This window comes from Blastococcus sp. SYSU D01042, from assembly GCF_054050515.1.
Genome location: NZ_JBJGZM010000006.1, coordinates 109,983 through 129,900 on the forward strand (window position 1 = coordinate 109,983; position 19,918 = coordinate 129,900).

A 19,918-nucleotide genomic window follows, 5' to 3' on the forward strand; every position below is an offset into this window, starting at 1 on the left:
GCCCGGCACGTCTGCACCGGCGTCGGCGCCGCGTCCTCGTGGGGACCGGTCATCCGCGCCGGACGCGGGCCCTGACGGCTGCCAGGGGCTCGCGGATCTCCGGGACGCGGGCGACCACCAGTCCTGCGAGGGCGGCGGCGCCGATGACCACGGTACCGAGCAGCACCCGGGCGAGCGACCCTGCGGTGGACGATCCGAGCAGGTCATCGGTCACGATCAGGACAAGCCGGCCCAGCAGACCGGCGGCCAGCGACGCCGCGGCCACGCGGGCGACCTGACCCAGGGTGTCGCCGGTGCGCAGGGCCCCCAGCCGGCGGCGCAGCGCGAGGTCGCCCAGCACCCAACCCGCGAGGTAGGTGGCGCTGGTCGCCAGCATCAGCCCGGCCACCACGTGCTCCGGCTCCACGAGGGCCGGGACGAGCAGCAGCAGGGGCACGCGGACGGCGACCATGCCGAGCTGGATGAGCGTCGGGGTCCGGGCGTCCTTCATCGCGTAGAAGACCCGGAGCTGCAGCAGCGTCACCGCCATGGGGAGCAGGCCGAAGGCGCCGATCGCCAGGGCGGTGCCGATCGCGGCGGCGTCCTCGGTCGCGGTGTTGCCGCGGGCGAACGCGACGACGCCCAGCGAGGGGCCCAGGACGACGAGCGCGGCCGTGACCGGCAGCAGGCCGAGAGCCGAGAGACGGGTGCCCAGGGAGAGGTCGGAGACGACGCCGGGGACGTCGTGCCGCGAGGCGGCCCGGCTCATCCTCGGCACCAGCGCCGTCAGCAGGGCGACGCCGATGATCCCGTAGGGCATCTGGAACAGCAGGCTGGCGTTCGCGAAGCCGTAGGAGCCCAGGCCGCCCTCGCGCCCGGCGGCGTTGGCCACGCGGGTGGCGACGACGACGCCGATCTGGCTGATGCCGACGTACGCGATGACCCAGAGACCGAGCGTGCCGGCCTCCCGCAGCCCGGTGTCGCGCAGCCCCCAGCGCGGCCGCAGCGGGACGCCGGCCCGGCGCAGCAGCGGGAGCAGCACGAGCGCCTGGACGGCGATGCCCAGGGTCGTGCCGACGCCGAGCAGCCAGACCTGGCCGGAGGTGATGGTCACGGGGGTGAGCTCGCCCGGCCCGGTGGCGGCGATGAGCAGCGCGCCGGTGGCGATGACCACGACGTTGTTGAGCACCGGGGCCCAGGCGGGCGGGCCGAAGATCCCGCGCGAGTTCAGGATCGCCTGGGCCAGGGCGCCGATGCCGTAGAACACGATCTCGACCAGCAGGATCCGGGCCAGCCAGTTGGCCAGCCGGACCTGGCCGGGGTCGTCGGAGATGCCGTAGAGCGCGGTGAGCAGGGGTGCGGCGAGCACCGCGAGGGCGGTGACGAGGACCAGCCCCGCGGTGGCGATCGTCGCCAGCCGCTGGGCGTAGGCCGCGCCGCCGTCCCGGTCGCGCTCCTGGGCGTGCACCAGCAGCGGGACGACGACCGAGGTGAGCACCCCGCCGAGCAGCAGCTCGTAGACGATGTTGGGCAGCGTGTTGGCGGTGTTGTAGGCGTCGCCGACCAGCCCGATGCCGAGCGCCGCGGTGAGCACCATCGTCCGGGCCAGGCCGGTGATGCGGGAGACCAGCGTGGCCACGGCCATGGTGCCGGCGGCGCGGAGGATGCCGCCGCTGGCGCCGGGCGCGCCCTCGCGCTGCTCGACGTCGTCGTCGGTGTCGTGCTCGGTGCGCGGCACCGGCGGCAGCACCGGCATCGGGAAGACCTGGGTCTCGTCCGCCGCGGGCACCCAGCGGTGCCGCAGCGGGGGCAGCGGCGGGACCGGCGTCCCCTCGGACCGGCCGGCGCGCCCGCGCCCCAGCGGCGGCTCGCCGCGGCGCACCGGCGGCGGCACCGGGGGCAGCGGCAGCCGGCCGTCCTCGGGCGCGGCGAAGGCGGCGCCCTCGGGCGGGGTGGCCCGGTACGGCGGTGGGGGAAGGGGCCGGCCGCCGGACCGCTTCGCGCGCTCGGGGGCGATCCGCTGCTCGTCGTCGGGCGGGGTGCTCACACCGGGCTCCGCGTCGGGGGCGCCACCGGCGTGCCGTCGGGGCCGACCGGCGGACCGCCGTCGTCGATGCCGGTGGCCCGCGCGCGGCGGCGCAGCACGAAGTGCACCAGCCGGCGGAGGAACAGCAGACCCAGCAGCGACGCCGCACCGATGGTGATGATCAGCGAGATGGGCCCGTAGGCGGTGCTGCGCACCTGGAGCTGCACCCGCTCCCCCAGCGGGCTGCCGCCGGGCGTGGTGAGCGTCGCGGTGACCGCGAAGCCGCCGGACTGGCCGAGCGAGGTGGGCACCTGCAGCGTCGCCCGCTCGCCCGGGGCGAGCACCCGGGGCTCGATCCGGCCGATCGAGAGGGCGCGGTTGCCGCGGGCCCGCACCTCCGGCAGCACGCGGACGGCGAAGGGCAGGTCGTTGCGCACGGTCAGCACGAGCGGGGCGTCGCTGGAGGCGAGCGTGTACGTGCCGTCCGCGGGCGCCAGCAGGGTGACCCGGCTGCGCAGCTGCTGGAGCGTGGCGGCGACGTCGCCGGTCGCGGCCCGGAAACCGTCCGGGTCCTCCCGCCAGGCCACCGAGGTGCTCCGGGCCACCGCGGCGTCGAAGGACTGCAGCGCGGTGGCGGCGTCGCCCTCGACGGCCCCGGCCAGGTCGTCCCGGCCCGCGAGCACGTCGCCGACGGCGACCAGGCCGCCGGCCTCCAGGAGCACGGGGTCGGCCGGTTCCACGAGCTCGGCCGACCCGGGCAGCCCGGCGTCCAGCTCGTCGAGCGACGCGGGACGCAGCCACGGCGTCGAGGTGGTGTCGGCCATCATGGCGCCGGCTCCGTCGGGGCCGGCGTCGACCTCGCGCGGCGGGGCGACGAGCACCGTCTGCTCGGTGCCGGGGTCGGCCTGCTCGGTGAGGACGGCGAGCTCGGCCAGGTACCGCTGCGCCGCCAGCCGCGGCCCGCCGGGGAGCTGCTCACTGCCGGCCACCACCTCGGAGAGGCGCGCGTCGGCGACCAGCGCGTCCGCCCCCTCGCCCGTGGCCGTGACGACGTCGAGGGCCGCCGCGGCCGTGGGGTCGCCGAGGCCCACGGCGGACCCGCCGGTGCTGACGGCGTCCGGGCCCAGGACGACCTGCTCGACGCCCCCGGCGAGCAGCAGGGACAGCGTCCCGGAGCGCAGGGTGCCGCCGGGAGCCCAGGCCACGTCGGTGCGCGGCTCCACGTCCAGGGCGTCGGCCAGGATGCGCGCGCCCGCGCCGTCCTCGGGTGCGGGGGTGTCCCCGGCGGGGGCGCCGGTCCCGCCGGCCGGCGGGGTCGCCGACGGGAGCGGCACCTCGGCGGGGGCGCCGAGCGGGTCCTGGGCGGTGCCTGCCGGCGTGCCGGGGAGGCTGCGGGTGACGACGTCGCCCAGCCCGGCGGCGGCCAGGGAGTCCAGGTCCACGTCCCCGTAGGGCAGCGCGACGACCGGGTGGACGGCGGCGACCGCCTTCAGCCGGCCGAGGAAGTCCCCGGCGGCCTCGACCGCCGAGCCGTCGTCGCCGGGCACCTCGGCGCCGGCTTCGAGGTGCTGCAGCTCCTCGACGAGGGCCGGGTCGATCGCCAGGGTCACCGGCAGGGACGGGACCGGGGTGGTGGAGCCGGGCGGCGCTGTGGTGGGCAGCCGCTCGACGACCTCGAGCGCGCGGTCGAGCCGGCCCTCGTCGGACACCGACGTGAGCAGCTCGTCGTCGGCGAACGCCCCCGCGGCGGTGCGGGAGGTGCGCTGGGCGAGCGGCCAGATCCAGGCCACCGCGGTGCGCGCGGTGGGCTGCAGCGGCTGCTGGACGAGGTAGGTGGACACCTCGCCGACGCGGCGGGTGTCGTCGTCGACGCTGCCGTTCACGTTGAGCAGCACCGGGTAGGCGCCGTCGCCGTCGAGCCGGAGCTCGGCGGAGTCGATGTCGTAGACGAACGGCAGCGTGCCGCCCGGGGCGATGCTCCCCTCGACGGTCTGGAAGGGGGCGGCGACGGCGGCGGGCTCGTCCCCGTCGGTGCCGACCTGCACCAGGGCGTCCCGGCTGGTGAGCACCTCGCCGCGCTGCAGCCGCACGGTCAGGTCGGTGATCGCCTCCGGGCCGGTGTTCCTCAGCGTGCCGCGGACGATGACGCGGGAGCCGGGGCTGATCGTGCGCGGCTCGAAGATGTTGATGTCGACCTGCACCGGGCGGTCGGGGTCGCTGGCGTCGTCTTCGGCGTCGGCGGGCGCGGCGGCGGGCACCGGGACCAGCGCGGGTACCGGCGCGGCGGCGGCAGCCGACGGCGCCAGACCGGTGACCGTCGACAGGAGCACGGGCAGGAGGGCGGCACCCAGCGCCGCACCGCGCCGGCTGCAGATCCCGGCGGAGGGCGCGACGGCAGGGCGGCCACCGGCGCCAGCGGCGGCCGGACGCGTCACGCGGTATCGGCCAGCAGACCGGGCGCCCGCTCGACGAGGGCTCGTTCGTCGGCGTACGCGAGCCGGCCGCTGAGCTCGTCCAACGGCACCCAGGCGACCTCGGTCACCTCGACGTCGGCGTCGGAGAGCGCACCCCCGACGGCCCGGAGCAGGAAGTGGTGCACGGTCTTGTGCACGCGGCGCCCGTCGGCGACGAACCAGAAGTCGATGATCCCGAGCGGCGCCACGACCTCGCCGATGATGCCGGTCTCCTCGGCGACCTCGCGGACCGCGGTGTCCTCGGGGGTCTCGCCGGCCTCGATGTGCCCCTTGGGCAGCGACCACAGCAGCCGGCCCCGCCGGTCGGTGCGGCCGATGAGGGCGGCACGGGGCCCGGTCACGCCGTCGTCGGCGACCACCAGGCCCCCGGCGGAGGTCTCGTCGACCCGGCGCAAGCGGCGCCCGGGGCGCCCTCGTCCGCCGGTCCCAGCCATGCCAGGAGGGTAGCGCGACCGGCCGCACTACTCTGGTCGGTCGTGTCCGTCCCACCCGAGAGTCGTCCGAGCGGGACCGGTGGGAGCCGTCCCGTCGCCGCACCCGTGCCCCCCGCCGTCCAGCAGACCGTGCGGGACCTGGTCGACCTCTCCCCCGTGCTCGCCGAGGTGGGCGAGCGCTTCACCGCGGCCGGCTTCTCGGTGCACCTGGTCGGCGGATCGGTCCGGGACGCGCTGCTCGCCGCCGGTTCCGGGGCGGCGGGGGTGCCCGGCGACCTCGACCTGACCACCGACGCCCGCCCCGAGCAGACGCTCGAGGTGCTGCGCGGGTGGGCCGGTTCCACGTGGAACACCGGCATCGCCTTCGGCACGGTCGGCGCCGACGTCCGCGGGCACCGGCTCGAGATCACCACCTTCCGCGCCGACCGCTACGACCGGGAGTCGCGCAACCCCGAGGTCGCCTGGGGCGACTCGCTCGAGGACGACCTGGCCCGTCGCGACTTCACCGTCAACGCGATGGCGGTCTCCCTCGGCCCCGACCGCACCGTCACCGATCCCTTCGGCGGGCTCGGAGACCTGATGCGGCGGCGGCTGCGGACGCCGGGCTCGGCGGAGGACTCCTTCGCCGACGACCCGCTGCGGATGCTGCGCGCCGTCCGCTTCGTGGCCCAGCTGCAGCTCGTCCCCGACGACGACGTGGTGCAGGCGATGACCGCGATGGCGCCGCAGCTGGGGCGGATCACCGCCGAGCGGGTCCAGGCGGAGCTGTCCAAGACGCTGCTGCAGGACTCGCCCCGCGCGGCGCTGGAGCTGCTCGTCGGCACCGGACTGGCCGACGTCGTCCTGCCCGAGCTCGCCGCGCTGCGCATGGAGATCGACGAGCACCACCAGCACAAGGACGTCTACTCGCACTCCCTGACCGTGCTGGACCAGGCCATCGCGCTGGAGCAGGCCGACGACGCGGCGGAGTCGCCGGACCTGGTGCTGCGGCTGGCCGCGCTGCTCCACGACATCGGCAAGCCGGCGACCCGGCGGCACGAGCCCAAGGGTCGGGTCTCCTTCCACCACCACGAGGTGGTCGGCGCCAAGCTGGTGCGCAAGCGGCTGCTCGCGCTCAAGTACCCCAAGGACGTCGTCGAGGCGGTGTCCCGGCTGACCTTCCTGCACCTGCGCTTCCACGGCTACGGCCGCGGCGAGTGGACCGACTCCGCGGTGCGCCGCTACGTGACCGACGCCGGCGACCTCCTCCCCCGGCTGCACAAGCTGGTGCGGTCGGACTGCACGACCCGCAACCGGCGGCGGGCGGCGGCGCTGGCCGAGACCTACGACTCCCTGGAGGCGCGGATCGCCGAGCTGTCGGCGGCCGAGGACCTCGCGCGCGTGCGGCCCGACCTCGACGGCAACGCGATCATGGAGCTGCTCGGCCTGCCACCGGGCCCCCAGGTCGGCCGGGCGTGGCGCTTCCTCAAGGAGCTGCGGCTCGAGCGCGGCCCGCTCGACCGGGACGAGGCCGAGGCGGCGCTGCGCGAGTGGTGGGCCGCGCAGCAGGGGTGATCCTGCGGCGCGCCGGGTGCCGGACGGGCCCGCGGCTGCCGAGACTGCAGGGGTGAGGACCCTGCGACGGCTGCTCCGACGGTGCGTCGTCGTGCTGGTCCTGGTCGCCGCCGTCCTGGCCACGGCGGTGCTCACCGGGCCCGGCGGCCTGCCCTGGCCGGTGGCGGTCACCGCGGCCGACGACGCCGCGGCGGTGCCACCTCCGGCGCAGCCGTCCCCACCCCCGCTGCCGGAGAAGCCGCGCGACCGGCCGACCCCCGGGTACGGGGCGGCGGACGAGCCGCTGGGGACGCCGCCCCCGGCACCCGAGGCCGGGGGTGCGCACGCGTTCACGACGCTGCAGGCCGACGGCGTCACCCCGGTGGCCTACGACCCGTGCCGGCCGATCCACTACGCGGTCAACCCGGCCGGTGCGCCTGCGGGCAGCGAGCCGCTGATCCACGCGGCGGTGGCGCGCATAGCCGAGGCCACCGGGCTGCGGTTCGTCCACGACGGGGCCAGCGACGAGCCGCTGCGGGTCGACCGGCCCCTCTACCAGCCCGAGCGCTACGGCGACCGCTGGGCGCCGGTGCTCATCGGGTGGGCCACCGAGGAGCAGGAGCCCGCGCTGGCGGGCGACGTCGTCGGCCAGGGCGGCAGCGCCGCGGTGTCGCTCGGCGCGAGCCCCAAGGTGTACGTCACCGGCAGCGTCGTGCTGGACGGCCCGCAGATCACCCCCGCCCTGCAGCGCCGCAACGGACGGGCGGTCGTCGAGGCCATCGTGCTGCACGAGCTGGGCCACCTGGTGGGCCTGGCGCACGTCGACGACGCCGACGAGCTCATGTACCCGCAGGTGCAGCCCGAGCTCACCGACCTGGCGCCGGGCGACCTCACCGGGCTGGCCCGCCTGGGTGCCGGCACGTGCGCGCCCGAGCTGTGACCGGCCCGGCTCAGCGGCCGGCGGGCAGCGGGGTGCGGCGGCGGATGCCGAGGAAGGCGACGACGGCCAGCAGGTAGACGACCGAGACGAGCAGCAGCACCGGCACCGAGCGGCCCGAGGCGGGCAGCACGAAGGCCGCGGCGAGCACGGCGCCGACGAACGCGACGTTGAACAGCGTGTCGTAGACGGAGAAGACCCGGCCGCGGAAGTCGTCGTCCACGACCTCCTGCAGGGTCGCGTCGACGCAGATCTTCACGCCCTGGCCGACCACGCCGAGGACCAGACCGCCGGCGAGCACGGCGGGGGGCGAGAACGGCAGGCCGAGCACCAGCTGGGCGACCGCACCCACGAGCAGCAGGCCGACCGTCCAGCGCACCCGCCCGAACCGGCGCACCGCCGCCGGCGTCACGGCGGCGGACAGCAGCGAGCCGGCCGCGATGGCCGCGACCAGCTGGCCGAGGCCGGCCAGCCCGCCCGGGAAGAGCCCGCCGGTGTCGGCGAACGGGCCGCGGTGCAGCAGCAGCGTCATCAGGGTCAGCAGGCCGAAGCAGACCCGCTGCAGGCCGATGGCGGCCAGCGCGGCGGCGGCCGGCGGCCGGGCCCAGACGTGCCGGGTACCGGCGACCATGCCCGCGACGACGCCGGCCAGGACCCTCCGCACCGGCGGGGCGCCGTCCCGGGCGACGGCGTCCGGGCCGAGGTGGGCCCGGTCGAAGCCGGACACCACCGCGGCCGAGGCCAGGTAGGGCAGTGCCGAGGCCAGGGCGATCGCCGCGTACCCGGCGTCCCCCTCGCCGGTGAGCGGCAGCAGGAGCAGCGCGGCACCCCCGCCGAGCACGGTCGAGACGGCACCCGACGTGGTGGACAGCGCGTTGGCCGGCACGAGCGCGTCGGTGGTGTGCGGCAGCCCCGCCGACAGCGCCGACAGCACGAACCGGTTGACCGAGACGACCGCCAGCCCCGCGGCGTAGAACGGGACGCCCTCCACCCCGCCGAGCACCACGGCAGCGACCACCGCGACCAGCCCGGCCCGCACCAGGTTGGCGCGCTGCAGCACCGAGCGCCGGCTCCAGCGGTCCAGCCAGACGCCGGCGAACGGGCCGATCAGCGAGTAGGGCAGCAGCAGGACCGCAAAGCCGACGGCGACCTCGAGCGGGTCGGTGGCGCGCTGCGGGTTGAACAGCACCGTGCCGGCCAGCGCGGCCTGGAAGACGCCGTCCCCGAACTGGGAGAGCAGCCGCGTCGCGAGGAGCCGGCGGAAGTCCGGACGGGCGAGCAGGGACCGCACCGGAGTACCCGCGTCCCGCACCGGCCCAGCCTAGGAGGACGGCGCGCCCGGGACGGCGCCGACAGCCGGAAGCTGTTGCACACTGGGATCGATGAACCCGGTGCCCGCGTCGCCCGATCCCGAGTCCGGTCCGCCCGCGCGGCCCGCGACCGGCCGTCGCCGTGCCGCCGTGCCGGCCCTGTCCATCGGCACGCTGGACGACGTGCGCCCCGGCTCGCTGCTCGTGGCCATGCCGGGTCTCACCGACCCCACCTTCGCCGGGTCGGTCGTCTACGTGCTCGACCACTCGGAGACCGGCACGCTCGGCGTCGTCCTCGGCAACCCGAGCCAGGTGGAGATCCGGGACGTGCTGCCCGGCTGGTACGACCTCGCCGTCGAGCCCGGGGTGTTCCACGTCGGCGGGCCGTGCGAGACCGACACCGCGCTGTGCCTGGCGGTCTGCCCCGAGCCGGTGACCGACCCGGACAGCGGGCTGCGCCCGGTCGCCGGTGACGTGCACCTGGTGGACCTCGATGCCGATCCCGCGCCGCTGGCCGGCGCCGTTCAGGGCCTGCGCGTCTTCGCGGGTTACGCGGGCTGGTCGCCGGGGCAGCTGGCCGGCGAGCTCGCCGAGGGCGCCTGGGCCTGCCTGCAGGGGACGCCCGACGACGTGCTCACCCACGTGTCCGGCCCGCAGCTGTGGCGTGCGGTCGTGCGCCGGCAGACCGGGCGGCTGGCCGTCCTCAGCACCGCGCCGGTCGACCCGGCCGTGAACTGAGGGTTGCTGCCGGAACGCCCTGCATCTGGTAGGAAGTAACCGGGAAGGGGCGGTCTGGGGAAGAGGCCGCCCCTTCCCGCTGTCTCGTGGGGCTTCTCCCTACAGGCCCACGGCTGCGGCGAGCCCCGGGTGGTCGGCCGCCGGAGCGGTCTGCGTCTCCTCCGGCAGGGCCAGCGAGCGCGGGCCGTGCTCGGCCAGCGTGGTCGTCACCTCGAGCGCGTCCGCGCCCGGCCCGGTGGGCAGCGGTGTCGAGAACTGCACGAGCAGGTCGTCGGTCGAGGAGACCGCGACCGTCCGGTCCCCCGGCAGCGCGAACAGCTCCGTGGGGCGGCCGTCGATCGAGCGCCGGCCCTGCCAGCTCCAGCCACCGTCGAGGAACGCGGCCGGGGGGTCGTCGGCGTCGGCGGCCAGCCCCAGCACCACGGTGACCAGCACGTCGACGAGCGCCGGGTCCTCGCCGGTCGCCTGCACGGGCCGGTGCAGGTAGGTGGCCCCGGACGCGGCCAGCGCCTCGGCGGCGCCCGGGACGTCGCCGAACCAGAGCTCGTCGCGGGTGAAGAAGACGGTGCGCGCCTCCTCGGCGCCGTCGGTGCTCGTGACCGCCTGGGCCCGGCCCACGCCGTCCCGGAAGTCGACCTCGCCGGTGAGGGTGAGCACGGTGCCCTCGCCGAAGGGGGCGGTGACCACGAAGTCGGCTCCGCCCTCGTCGAGGTTGCGCTGCAGCAGGCCGCCGAGCACGGCCGCCTCGGCCTCGGTCACGGCGTCGCCGGCGTCGCGGGGCGCACCGTCGCCGGCGCAGCCGGTCGCCAGCGCGAGCACCAGACCCAGGGCCGGGAGCGCGTGGGTCCGGGGCCGCATGGACGTCAGCCTAGAGAAAGGACCCCCCTGCCCCCCGCCACTCGCGAGCTCGCGGCGGGTCCCTGCAGGGCGGCCGTCGGCCAGAAGCCCCGACGACGCGACGAGGCCCGCTCCCGATGTGGGAGCGGGCCTCGTCCGGACAGGGGTCCTCCGTCAGCGCTCGATGTCGCCGCGGATGAAGGCCTCCACGGCGTCGCGCGCCTGGCTGTCGTCGTACTGCACCGGCGGGGACTTCATGAAGTACGAGGACGCCGAGAGGATCGGGCCGCCGATGCCGCGGTCCTTGGCGATCTTCGCGGCGCGCACGGCGTCGATGATGATGCCGGCCGAGTTCGGGGAGTCCCAGACCTCGAGCTTGTACTCCAGGCTCAGCGGGACGTCGCCGAACGCGCGGCCCTCGAGGCGCACGTAGGCCCACTTGCGGTCGCTCAGCCACGGCACGTGGTCCGAGGGGCCGATGTGCACGTTGTCCTTGCCCATGTCGCGGTCGACCTGGCTGGTGACGGCCTGGGTCTTGGAGATCTTCTTGGACTCCAGGCGCTCGCGCTCGAGCATGTTCTTGAAGTCCATGTTGCCGCCGACGTTCAGCTGCATGGTGCGGTCGAGCTGCACGCCGCGGTCCTCGAAGAGCTTGGCGAGCACGCGGTGGGTGATGGTGGCGCCGACCTGGCTCTTGATGTCGTCGCCGACGATCGGCACGCCCGCGGCGGTGAACTTGTCCGCCCACTCCTTGGTGCCGGCGATGAAGACCGGGAGCGCGTTGACGAAGGCGACACCGGCGTCCAGCGCGGCCTGCGCGTAGAACTCGGCGGCCTCCTGCGAGCCCACGGGCAGGTAGCAGACCAGGACGTCGGCCTGCGCCTCGCGCAGAGCCGCGACGACGTCGACCGGCGTCTCGTCGGACTCCTCGATGGTCTGGCGGTAGTACTTGCCCAGGCCGTCGAGGGTGGTGCCCCGCTGGACGGCGACGCCGAGCGGCGGCACGTCGCAGATCGAGATGGTGTTGTTCTCGCTGGCCACGATGGCCTCGGAGAGGTCGCGGCCGACCTTCTTGGCGTCCACGTCGAACGCGGCGACGAACTCGACGTCCGAGACGTGGTACTCGCCGAAGCGGACGTGCATCAGGCCGGGCACGGACGCGGACTCGTCCGCGTCGCGGTAGTAGTGCACGCCCTGCACGAGCGACGCGGCGCAGTTGCCGACGCCGACGATGGCGACCTTCACGGAGCCCATGGCTCTCCTTCCCCTGGACCCTCATCGGGTCCGACGGACGCGGACCGGGTGCGGTCCGCGGATGACGGTGTGCTCCCCGACGCCTCGCGGCGTTCGGAATCGATCAGTTCCGAGAGCCAGCGGACCTCCCGGTCCACCGATTCCAGGCCGTGGCGCTGCAGCTCGAGGGTGTAGCGGTCGAGCCGCTCGCGGGTCCGCTGGAGCGAGTTCCGCAACCCCTCGCGCTGCCGCTCGACGGTGCGACGGCGGCCCTCGAGGATCCGCAGTCGCACGTCGGAGGCCGTGTGCCCGAAGAAGGCGAGGCGGACCCCGAAGAGCCCACCGTCGTCGTACGCCTCCGGCCCGGTCTGGCTGACCAGGTCGTGGAAGCGCTCCTTGCCCTCCGCGGTGATCGTGTAGACCACCTTCCCGCGCCGGCCGGTGAGCGGCGGTGCGTCCGCCGGCAGCAGGGCGTGCGGGTCGGGTTCATCGGTGCTGATGAGCCCGGCCGCCCGCATCCGCTTCAGCGCGGGGTACAGCGAGCCGTAGGAGATGCTGCGCAGCCCGCCGAGCACCGGTGCGAGCTGCTTGCGCAGCTCGTAGCCGTGCATCGGCGCCTGGTGCAGCAGACCGAGGATGGCGAACTCGAGCACGTCGCCTCCCTCGGACCCTGCGGTCGATGTATCGCCACGATACATCGAGGGAAGGCTCCCGAGAACCAGCGGGTCGGCCCGCGTCCACGTGCCGTTCACCCGTGTGGCGCTCGTCGCGTCCTCCCCGGTGGGGTGCCGCGGTGCGTACATTGGCGGCCGTGCCCGGACGTCGTTCCGTCGTGGACTACTCGCTGCAGAAGCGAGCCGTGCTGGCGGGGGTCCACTCGGGGCGCACCGGGTTGTTCGAGGTCTGCGACGCGAGTCCCTACCTCAGCCGCGCGGCGAAGTACCACGGCGAGCCGACCGAGGCGCCCTGCCCGGTGTGCCGCCGGGAGCGCCTGACGCGGGTGAGCTACGTGTACGGCGACCACCTCGGCGCCGTCGCGGGGCAGGCGAAGACCCCGGTCGAGCTGGCCCGCATGGACCGGGCCCAGGAGGAGTTCACCGTGTACGCCGTCGAGGTGTGCCGCGGCTGCGGCTGGAACCACCTCGAGTGCTCGTACGTCCTCGGTGCCGAACCGGTCCCCGGGCAGCAGCGCCGCACCGGGAGGCGGCGGACCGCCACCGAGTGACGGCCGCGGCGCGACGGGAGCGCCGTCACGGCGGACCCCTCCGTCACGGCAGCCACTGCCGGGCGCCGTCGAGCGGGGTCCTCCCCCGCATCCACAGCTGAAGACGCCAAGCTGCGACCGGGCCACCGCCCGTCGCCGAACAGACTGCAAGGAAGGGGCTCATCGCGTGCCGACCCACGACGAGACCTCGCCCGTCGGACCCCGCGCCGGTTCGGTGCGGCGTCCCGCACCCGCCCGCACCCGGCCCACCGGGGGCGGTGGCGGCGCTGCCCGCGGCGGCGGCGGCGCTCGCCGGCCGGCGGTCCCGCCGGCCGGGCGCGGTCGCCCGACGGCCGGGCGCTCGTCCGGTGGCGGCGCGGGCCGCCCGCCGGCCTCCGGTGGCCGCCCGCCGGGCGCCGGTGGTCCCCCCGGGTCCGGCCGCCCCCCGGGCTCCGGTGGCCGTCCGCCCTCGGGCGGGCGCCCCTCGAACGGCAAGGGCCGCCCGGCGCGCACCAAGAAGCAGCGCCGCAGACGCCGGCTCAAGATCGGCCTCGGCGTCCTCGGTGGCCTGTTCGTGCTGCTCGGCGTCTTCATCGGCGTCGTCTACGCCAGCACCGACGTGCCCAGCCCCGACTCCATCACCAACGCGCAGACGACCGTCGTCTACTACGCCGACGGCACCACCGAGATCGCGCGGCTCGGCGACGAGAACCGCACCAACGTGCCGCTGGACCAGGTGAGCGAGGCCGCGCAGCACGCCGTCCTCGCCGCGGAGAACCGGGACTTCTACACCGACCCCGGCATCTCGGCGACCGGCATCGTCCGGGCCGCGTGGAACAACCTGACCGGCGGCTCCACCCAGGGTGGCTCGACGATCACCCAGCAGTACGTCAAGAACGCGATCCTGCAGAACTCCGAGCAGACGTTCAGCCGCAAGTTCCAGGAGCTCTTCCTGGCCATCAAGCTGGACAACAACTACTCGAAGGAGCAGATCCTCGAGAACTACCTCAACACCATCTACTACGGGCGCGGCGCCTACGGCATCGAGTCCGCGGCCAACACCTACTTCGGCGTCCCGGCGTCCCAGCTGACCGCCGAGCAGGCGGCCGTGCTCGCCGTCCTGATCCGCAGCCCAGGGGCCTACGACCCGGCCGACAACCCGGAGGGCAACGAGGACCGCTGGGGCCTCGTGCTCGACGCGATGGTCGAGGAGGGCTGGATGTCGGCCGAGGACCGCGCGCTCGCGGTCTACCCGGTGGCGCTGCCCAAGGTCGCGCCGTCGCTCGGCATCCCGGCCGGCCCGGAGGGCCTGATCGTGTCCCGGGCCCTCGACGAGCTGCGGACCAAGGGCTACACCGACGACCAGCTCTACGGCGGCGGGCTGAAGATCGTGACGACGGTGGACAAGCGCTCGCAGGACATCGCCGTGGCCTCGGTCGCCGAGGTCATGGAGGGGCAGAACCCGGAGGGCATCCTGCGCGAGGCGCTGGTGGCGGTCGACCCGCGCACCGGCGCCGTGCAGGCCTACTACGGCGGCCCGAACGGCACCGGCACGGACTACGCCATCAACCAGCGGCAGCCCGGCTCGTCGGTGAAGCCCTACGTGCTGGCCACCGCGCTCGAGGAGGGCATCGGCGTCACCGCCCGCCGCGACGGCAGCGCGTCCAAGACCTTCCCCGACCGGCCGGACAAGCCGGTGCGCAACTCCGGGGGTGCCTCGTGCCCCGCCTGCACCCTGGAGGAGGCGATGAAGCGGTCGCTGAACACCACCTACTACGGGCTCACGTACGAGCTGGGCGCCGAGGAGGTGCGCGAGCGCATCCTGGCGGCGACCGGCATGCCGGAGACCTGGGAGAGCGGCAACCGGCTGTTCATCGGCAACCGGACGCTGGCCGACCCGCAGAGCGCCGGCGTCGACTCCGGCCTGGGCATCGGCCAGTACGACATGCGCCCGATCGACCAGGCGGTCGGCTTCGGCACCTTCGCCAGCGGCGGCATCCGCCGCGACGCGTACTTCGTCGCGCGGGTGACCGACAGCGAGGGCACCGTCCTGCTGGAGAACAGGGGCCAGGCCGGCGAGCAGGTGATGGACGCGCGGGTGGCCAACGACGTCAGCTACGCCCTGCGCGAGGTCGCCTCCTACTCGAAGCGGGCGCTGGCCGGCGACCGGCCGGTCGCCAGCAAGACCGGCACCGTCGGCTCGTCGGACGAGGAGAACGCCGACGCCTGGATGGTCGGCTACACGCCGTCGCTGTCCGCCGCGGTGTGGATCGGGTCCGACGCCTACGAGCCGATCCGGGACGCGCGCGGCCGGATCATCTACGGCTCCGGGCTGCCCGGCGCGATCTGGAAGACCTTCATGGACGGCGTCCTCGAGGGCGCGCCGGAGGAGAAGATGCCGACGGCGCCGACGATCAAGGGCGACACGGGCGAGGGCGTGGCCGAGCCGGCGCCGGAGACGACGACCGAGGCGGCGCCGCGGACGCAGGAGTCCACGCCGACGACTCCGGCGCCGGCGAACGGCGGCACGGACACCGGCACGGGCACGGGGCAGCAGCCTCCGGGGACCGGTGGCACGGGGCAGCAGCCTCCGGGGACCGGTGGCACGGGGCAGCAGCCTCCGGGGACCGGTGGCACCGGGCAGCAGCCCCCGGGGACCGGTGGCACCGGGCAGCAGCCCCCGGGGACCGGCGGCACCGGGCAGCAGCCCCCGGGGACCGGCGGCACCGGGCAGCAGCCCCCGGTGACGGGCGGCGGGACCCAGGCCCCGGAGCCCGTCACCCCCGGGAACGGCTGACCGGTCCCGCACACTGACCGGGTGAGCAGCACGACGTCGGGCCCGTCCGCACCTGCGGGCGGGCCCGCGTCGTCCCCGGACCGCGTGGTGCCCACCTGGGCCGACCCGGTCGCCACCCAGGCCAGCGAGGCGGTGGGCGGGCCGTGGGGCCGGCACGCGGTCACGGGCCGGGCGCTGTTCTGGACACCGCTGCGGGTCTGCCTGCTGTTCGCCGTCGTGGCGCTGGCCGCCGCGTGGATCAAGCAGGCGCCGTGCGCCGACGGCGACTGGAGCGGCAGCCGGCAGTACACGCACCTCTGCTACTCCGACGCCGTCCCGCTGTTCGGCCTGTACGACCTCGGCTCGGGCGCGCTGCCCTACCTCGACACGACCGTCGAGTACCCGGTGCTCACCGGCGGGTTCATGGCGCTGGCCGCCTGGTTGAGCCGCGGCTACGACGACCTGGCGCGGTCGACGGCGCTGCTCCCCGACCTCCCGGCCGTGCAGAGCTACACCGCGGTGACCTGCCTGCTGCTGTCGGTCTGCGCGCTGGTCACCGTGCGCGCCGTGCTGCCGCTGTCCGGCCGGCGGCCCTGGGACGCCGCGATGATCGGCCTGTCGCCGCTGCTGCTGTTCCACGCCTTCACGAACTGGGACCTGCTCGCCGTCGCCCTGACCGCGGGCGCGGTGCTCGCCTGGGCCCGGTCCCGCCCGGTGCTGGCCGGCGTGCTGCTCGGCCTGGGCGTCGCCGCGAAGCTCTACCCGGTCCTGGTGCTCGGGGCGCTGCTGCTGCTGTGCCTGCGGGCGGGCCGGCTGCGGTTCTGGGCGAGGACGGCGGGGGCGGCCCTGGCCGCCTGGCTCGCGGTGAACCTGCCCGTCGCCGTGCTGGACCGCGACGAGTGGGCCTGGTTCTTCGCCTTCAGCCGCCAGCGGGGGGCCAACCCCGAGTCGATCTGGAACATGCTGGTCCACGCGGGTGCCGACGTCTTCCGCAGCACCGCCGAGGGGCACGCGCCGGCCGCCCTGAACGCCACCGTCACGGTGCTGCTGCTGGCGTACGGGCTGGGGGTGGCGTGGCTCGTGCTGGCCGCACCGGTGCGGCCCCGCGTCGCGCAGGTCGCGTTCCTGCTCGTCGCCGGCTTCCTGCTGCTCAACAAGGTGTGGAGCCCGCAGTACTCGCTGTGGCTGCTGCCGCTGCTGGTGCTGGCCCGCCCGCGGTGGCGCTCGCTGCTGCTGTGGCAGGCCACCGAGGTGCTGGTCTGGGTCGCCACGATGCTGCACTACCTCGGGACGGAGAACGACGGCATCGAGGTCGAGTGGTTCTTCCTCGCCGTGGGTCTGCGCGACGTCGCCGTCGTCGTCCTCGTGGCGCTGGTCGTCCGCGACGTGCTGCAGCCCGACCGCGACGTCGTCCGCACGAGCTGGCCCGGGGTCGACGACCCCGCCGGCGGGCCCCTGGACCGTGCGCCCGACGTCGTGGTGCTGCGGTCAGCCCAGCGCGTCCCGTAGCAGCGCGATCTCCTCGGCGTGGTCGGCGGCGTCGCCCGGCGTCTCGAGGACGACGGGGCAGTCGGCCGCGCGGGCGACGTCGAGCAGCAGCTCGGTCGGGATCTCCCCGCCGGTCAGCGGGGCGTGCCGGTCGCGGCTGGAGCCGTGCGGGTCGCGGCTGTTGTTCAGGTGCACCAGGTCCAGCCGCCCGGTGATGGCGCGGAGGTCGTCGACGGCCGTGGCGAGGTCCCAGCCCGCCGCCCACGCGTGGCAGGTGTCCAGCACGAAGCCCGCGCCGAACCCGCCGATGGCCTCCCACAGCCGGGCCACGGCGTCGAGCTCGCGGGCCATGGCGTTGCCGCCGCCCGCGGTGTTCTCGATGAGCAGCGGGAGGGCGAAGCCTCCGGCCTTCTCCTGGTAGGCGAACGTCTTGCGCCAGTTGTCGACGCCGGCGGCCGGGTCGTCGGTGGCCAGCACGTGCCCGCCGTGCACGACCAGGCCGATCGCCCCGACCGCCGCGGCCGCCTCGGCGTGCTGGGCCAGCAGCTTGCGCCCGGGGACGCGGATGCGGTTGTTGGTCGACGCGACGTTGAGCATGTACGGCGCGTGCACCACGACGGCGACGTCGGCGTCCCGGAGCTCTGCCTCGTCCGGCCGCGGCTTCGGCGCCTTGTAGCTCTGCGGGTCGGTCAGGAAGACCTGCACGCCGTCGGCGTCCATGGCGGCCGCCGCACCGAGCAGGCCCTCCTCCGGGTCGGAGCCCACGTGTACGCCGATCGGGTGGTTGGCCACGTCACCGGACAGTAGTCAGCCCCCGGATCCGGGTTTAGCCGTAACCGTGATCACACATACTCGTTCCTGCAGCGTGACGGGGGTTACCCCGCAGCAGGTCGAGTCGGAGGTTCGTCGCACATGGCTACCGGTCGCATCCACCGGACCGCTCGGCGCGGGGTCGCCGTGGCGGTCCTCGGCTGGCTCGCCGTCGCGGGCGCCTCGGTCGCGCTGGCCCCGCCCGCCGGTGCGGCTCCGGCGGTCACCGTCCCGATCCGCGACCTGACGCCCCCGGTCGCCTCGGTCGACAGTGGCGGCACCGTCACCTTCGTCAACGAGATCCAGGACAAGACCGTGCAGGTCGGCGGTGGGCTGCTGCCGTCCCTGGTCAGCGTCACGGCGAAGACCGAGATCACCCTGGGCCTGCCGTCGGGCCCGCGGGTGCTGGCCCCCGGGGCGTCGGTGACCGAGCGGTTCGACGCCACCTGCCTGACCTGCTCGATCACCTACACGTACAAGCTGCAGAGCAACGCCTCGTTGACCGCACCCCTGACCGACCAGGTGACCAAGCTGCTGCCGCCGCTGCCCCTGCCGACGCCGTTCGTCGTCAACACCCTGCTGCCGCTGCCGAACCTCCCCGGCGTCAACGTGCCGCAGCTGCCGCCGCTGACCGTGCCGGCCCCGCCCGCGGCGGCGCTGCCCCAGCCGACCGCTCCGGGCGCGCAGCCGCCGGCGGCGGCCCCGGCACCGACCGCACCCGCGCCGGCGCCGACCGCTCCCCAGGTCGAGGGCGTCCCGGGCAGCCAGTACACCTACGCCACCGGTGCGGGGACCCCGCAGCTGCGCCCCGGCGCCGGCTCCGCCGCGGCGGCCTTCGACCCGGCCCGCTTCCTCGCCGAGGGGCGCAGCGGCGCCGGCTCGGCCGGCACGGGCAACGGCGCCGGCGGGCTGGCCGGCGGTTACGACGGCGCGACCGTCCCCGTCTTCGGCCGGCTGGCCGGCCTCGACGGCAGCGGCCTGGACGAGGAGGGGAACGAGCTCGACACCACCGCCGACACCGCCTCGTCGGCGACCCCGCTCCCGGCCGCCGCCCTGGCCGCGGTGGTCGCCCTGGCCGCGGCGAGCGCCGCGCTCGTCCGCACCCACCAGGCCTCGCGCGCCTCGCGCTGAGCACGAGCGGCCGCCGTCCCCCGGGGTGACGGCGGCCGCTGCCGTCCCCGGCCCCTGTGGACGACGCCGGGCGGCCGGCCGGTCACTGGTAGCCTGGGCCCGCGCGTTCCGGCTCTCTCGAGCTCGCCGGAGCGCGCGACGCGTGCAAGACCCTCCTGCTGCAGATCCCCTGCAGCCGCTGAGACCAGAGGAGGTGGGGTTCTCCGTGCGCAACTACGAACTGATGGTCATCCTCGACCCCGATCTCGAGGAGCGCACCATCGCGCCCTCGCTCGACCGGTTCCTGACCGTCGTCACCAACTCCGGTGGCACCGTCAAGACCGAGATCTGGGGCCGCCGCCGGATGGCCTACGAGATCAACAAGCAGGCCGAGGGCATCTACGCCGTCATCGACATCCAGGCCGAGCCGGCCGCCGTCCAGGAGCTGGACCGGCAGCTGAACCTCAACGAGTCGGTGCTCCGCACGAAGCTGATGCGCCCCGAGGCCCACTGAGCATGGCCGGCGAGACCGTCATCACCGTCATCGGCAACCTGACGTCGGACCCCGAGCTGCGGTTCACGCCGTCGGGTGCCGCCGTCGCCAACTTCACCGTGGCCTCGACGCCGCGCACCTTCGACCGCCAGTCGCAGGAGTGGAAGGACGGCGAAGCGCTGTTCCTCCGGTGCAACGTGTGGCGCCAGGTGGCCGAGAACGTCGCCGAGTCCCTGACCCGCGGCTCGCGGGTCATCGTCAGCGGGCGGCTCAAGCAGCGCTCGTTCGACACGAAGGAAGGCGAGAAGCGCACCGTCATCGAGCTGGAGGTCGACGAGATCGGCCCCTCGCTGCGCTACGCCACCGCGAAGGTCACCAAGGCCTCGCGCGGTGAGGGTGGCGGCGGCTTCGGTGGCGGCGGCGGTGGCGGCGGCTTCGGCGGCCCCGGCGGCGGCGGAGGCGGCGGCGGTGCGAGCGACCCCTGGTCGACGCCGTCCGGCCCCTCCGACGAGCCTCCGTTCTGATCCCTCGATCCC

At 75.2% G+C, this 19,918-nt stretch carries 17 protein-coding genes; 9 read left to right on the forward strand and 8 right to left on the reverse strand.

Annotation, left to right across the window (positions count from 1 at the left end; translation table 11 throughout):
• Nucleotides 1-49: 49 nt before the first annotated feature.
• From murJ to ACI79H_RS12730, 3 genes are read right to left on the reverse strand one after another with little or no spacing between them, the layout of a single operon-like run.
• Nucleotides 50-2,026, reverse strand: a complete 1,977-nt coding sequence (gene murJ / locus ACI79H_RS12720) for a murein biosynthesis integral membrane protein MurJ (protein ID WP_456554759.1) — start codon at nt 2,024-2,026, stop codon at nt 50-52.
• Nucleotides 2,023-4,440 carry a hypothetical protein gene (locus ACI79H_RS12725; protein WP_456554760.1) on the reverse strand — a complete coding sequence of 806 codons (2,418 nt, stop codon included), beginning with the start codon at nt 4,438-4,440 and terminating at the stop codon, nt 2,023-2,025. The genes murJ and ACI79H_RS12725 overlap by 4 nt, the downstream gene beginning before the upstream one ends.
• Nucleotides 4,437-4,913, reverse strand: coding sequence for an NUDIX hydrolase (locus ACI79H_RS12730; RefSeq protein WP_456554761.1), 477 nt, complete (start codon nt 4,911-4,913; stop codon nt 4,437-4,439). Before ACI79H_RS12730 ends, ACI79H_RS12725 begins: the two co-directional genes overlap by 4 nt.
• Before the next feature lie 105 nt (nt 4,914-5,018).
• Here ACI79H_RS12730 and ACI79H_RS12735 point away from each other — a divergent pair, with 105 nt between their 5' ends.
• Together ACI79H_RS12735 and ACI79H_RS12740 are read left to right on the forward strand one after the other, a co-directional pair.
• On the forward strand, nt 5,019-6,467 hold the full coding sequence (locus ACI79H_RS12735; protein WP_456554762.1) for a CCA tRNA nucleotidyltransferase: 1,449 nt from the start codon (nt 5,019-5,021) through the stop codon (nt 6,465-6,467).
• A 52-nt stretch (nt 6,468-6,519) separates the two neighbouring features.
• Complete coding sequence (locus tag ACI79H_RS12740) at nt 6,520-7,386, forward strand: matrixin family metalloprotease (protein WP_456554763.1); 867 nt, start codon at nt 6,520-6,522, stop codon at nt 7,384-7,386.
• A gap of 10 nt (nt 7,387-7,396) precedes the next feature.
• Here ACI79H_RS12740 and ACI79H_RS12745 read toward each other — a convergent pair whose 3' ends face one another.
• Entirely contained in the window at nt 7,397-8,695 is a 1,299-nt protein-coding gene (locus ACI79H_RS12745; protein ID WP_456554764.1) for an MFS transporter, read from the reverse strand.
• Between the two features lie 70 nt (nt 8,696-8,765).
• On the opposite strand from ACI79H_RS12745, the gene ACI79H_RS12750 reads away from it, so the two are divergent.
• Nucleotides 8,766-9,431 carry a YqgE/AlgH family protein gene (locus ACI79H_RS12750; protein WP_456554765.1) on the forward strand — a complete coding sequence of 222 codons (666 nt, stop codon included), beginning with the start codon at nt 8,766-8,768 and terminating at the stop codon, nt 9,429-9,431.
• A gap of 99 nt (nt 9,432-9,530) precedes the next feature.
• Here ACI79H_RS12750 and ACI79H_RS12755 read toward each other — a convergent pair whose 3' ends face one another.
• The 3 genes from ACI79H_RS12755 to ACI79H_RS12765 all read right to left on the reverse strand — a co-directional run bounded on the left by ACI79H_RS12755 (nt 9,531) and on the right by ACI79H_RS12765 (nt 12,154).
• Nucleotides 9,531-10,289 (reverse strand): hypothetical protein, encoded by a 759-nt coding sequence (locus tag ACI79H_RS12755; protein ID WP_456554766.1) that lies wholly within the window; start codon nt 10,287-10,289, stop codon nt 9,531-9,533.
• 153 nt (nt 10,290-10,442) lie between these two features.
• Nucleotides 10,443-11,522 (reverse strand): inositol-3-phosphate synthase, encoded by a 1,080-nt coding sequence (locus tag ACI79H_RS12760; RefSeq protein ID WP_456554767.1) that lies wholly within the window; start codon nt 11,520-11,522, stop codon nt 10,443-10,445.
• Nucleotides 11,510-12,154, reverse strand: coding sequence for a helix-turn-helix transcriptional regulator (locus ACI79H_RS12765; protein ID WP_456554768.1), 645 nt, complete (start codon nt 12,152-12,154; stop codon nt 11,510-11,512). Before ACI79H_RS12765 ends, ACI79H_RS12760 begins: the two co-directional genes overlap by 13 nt.
• Nucleotides 12,155-12,312: 158 nt before the next feature.
• Between ACI79H_RS12765 and ACI79H_RS12770 the strand changes: the two genes are divergently transcribed.
• The 3 genes from ACI79H_RS12770 to ACI79H_RS12780 all read left to right on the forward strand — a co-directional run bounded on the left by ACI79H_RS12770 (nt 12,313) and on the right by ACI79H_RS12780 (nt 16,990).
• Nucleotides 12,313-12,726: a DUF5318 family protein gene (locus ACI79H_RS12770; RefSeq protein WP_456554769.1), complete on the forward strand. Its 414-nt coding sequence runs from the start codon at nt 12,313-12,315 to the stop codon at nt 12,724-12,726.
• A gap of 166 nt (nt 12,727-12,892) precedes the next feature.
• A complete protein-coding gene (locus ACI79H_RS12775; RefSeq protein ID WP_456554770.1) occupies nt 12,893-15,502 on the forward strand; it encodes a transglycosylase domain-containing protein in 2,610 nt (869 codons plus the stop codon).
• A gap of 21 nt (nt 15,503-15,523) precedes the next feature.
• Nucleotides 15,524-16,990 (forward strand): glycosyltransferase family 87 protein, encoded by a 1,467-nt coding sequence (locus ACI79H_RS12780; RefSeq protein ID WP_456554771.1) that lies wholly within the window; start codon nt 15,524-15,526, stop codon nt 16,988-16,990.
• Here ACI79H_RS12780 and ACI79H_RS12785 read toward each other — a convergent pair.
• A complete protein-coding gene (locus ACI79H_RS12785; RefSeq protein ID WP_456554772.1) occupies nt 16,970-17,761 on the reverse strand; it encodes a deoxyribonuclease IV in 792 nt (263 codons plus the stop codon). The two genes, ACI79H_RS12780 and ACI79H_RS12785, sit on opposite strands and share 21 nt — an antisense overlap.
• 120 nt (nt 17,762-17,881) lie before the next feature.
• On the opposite strand from ACI79H_RS12785, the gene ACI79H_RS12790 reads away from it, so the two are divergent.
• The 3 genes from ACI79H_RS12790 to ACI79H_RS12800 all read left to right on the forward strand — a co-directional run bounded on the left by ACI79H_RS12790 (nt 17,882) and on the right by ACI79H_RS12800 (nt 19,906).
• Nucleotides 17,882-18,910, forward strand: coding sequence for a hypothetical protein (locus tag ACI79H_RS12790; RefSeq protein ID WP_456554773.1), 1,029 nt, complete (start codon nt 17,882-17,884; stop codon nt 18,908-18,910).
• A gap of 205 nt (nt 18,911-19,115) precedes the next feature.
• On the forward strand, nt 19,116-19,403 hold the full coding sequence (gene rpsF / locus ACI79H_RS12795) for a 30S ribosomal protein S6 (protein ID WP_456554774.1): 288 nt from the start codon (nt 19,116-19,118) through the stop codon (nt 19,401-19,403).
• A 2-nt stretch (nt 19,404-19,405) separates the two neighbouring features.
• Nucleotides 19,406-19,906, forward strand: a complete 501-nt coding sequence (locus tag ACI79H_RS12800) for a single-stranded DNA-binding protein (protein WP_456554775.1) — start codon at nt 19,406-19,408, stop codon at nt 19,904-19,906.
• The last annotated feature ends 12 nt before the right edge of the window (nt 19,907-19,918 follow it).

Excerpts from the sequence above, each read along its gene's own strand:
- ACI79H_RS12730 (WP_456554761.1), bottom strand. The coding sequence starts at position 4,913 with ATGGCTGGGACCGGCGGACGAGGGCGCCCCGGGCGCCGCTTGCGCCGG.
- ACI79H_RS12750 (WP_456554765.1), top strand. The coding sequence starts at position 8,766 with ATGAACCCGGTGCCCGCGTCGCCCGATCCCGAGTCCGGTCCGCCCGCG.
- ACI79H_RS12755 (WP_456554766.1), bottom strand. The coding sequence starts at position 10,289 with ATGCGGCCCCGGACCCACGCGCTCCCGGCCCTGGGTCTGGTGCTCGCG.
- ACI79H_RS12760 (WP_456554767.1), bottom strand. The coding sequence starts at position 11,522 with ATGGGCTCCGTGAAGGTCGCCATCGTCGGCGTCGGCAACTGCGCCGCG.
- ACI79H_RS12790 (WP_456554773.1), top strand. The coding sequence starts at position 17,882 with ATGGCTACCGGTCGCATCCACCGGACCGCTCGGCGCGGGGTCGCCGTG.
- ACI79H_RS12800 (WP_456554775.1), top strand. The coding sequence starts at position 19,406 with ATGGCCGGCGAGACCGTCATCACCGTCATCGGCAACCTGACGTCGGAC.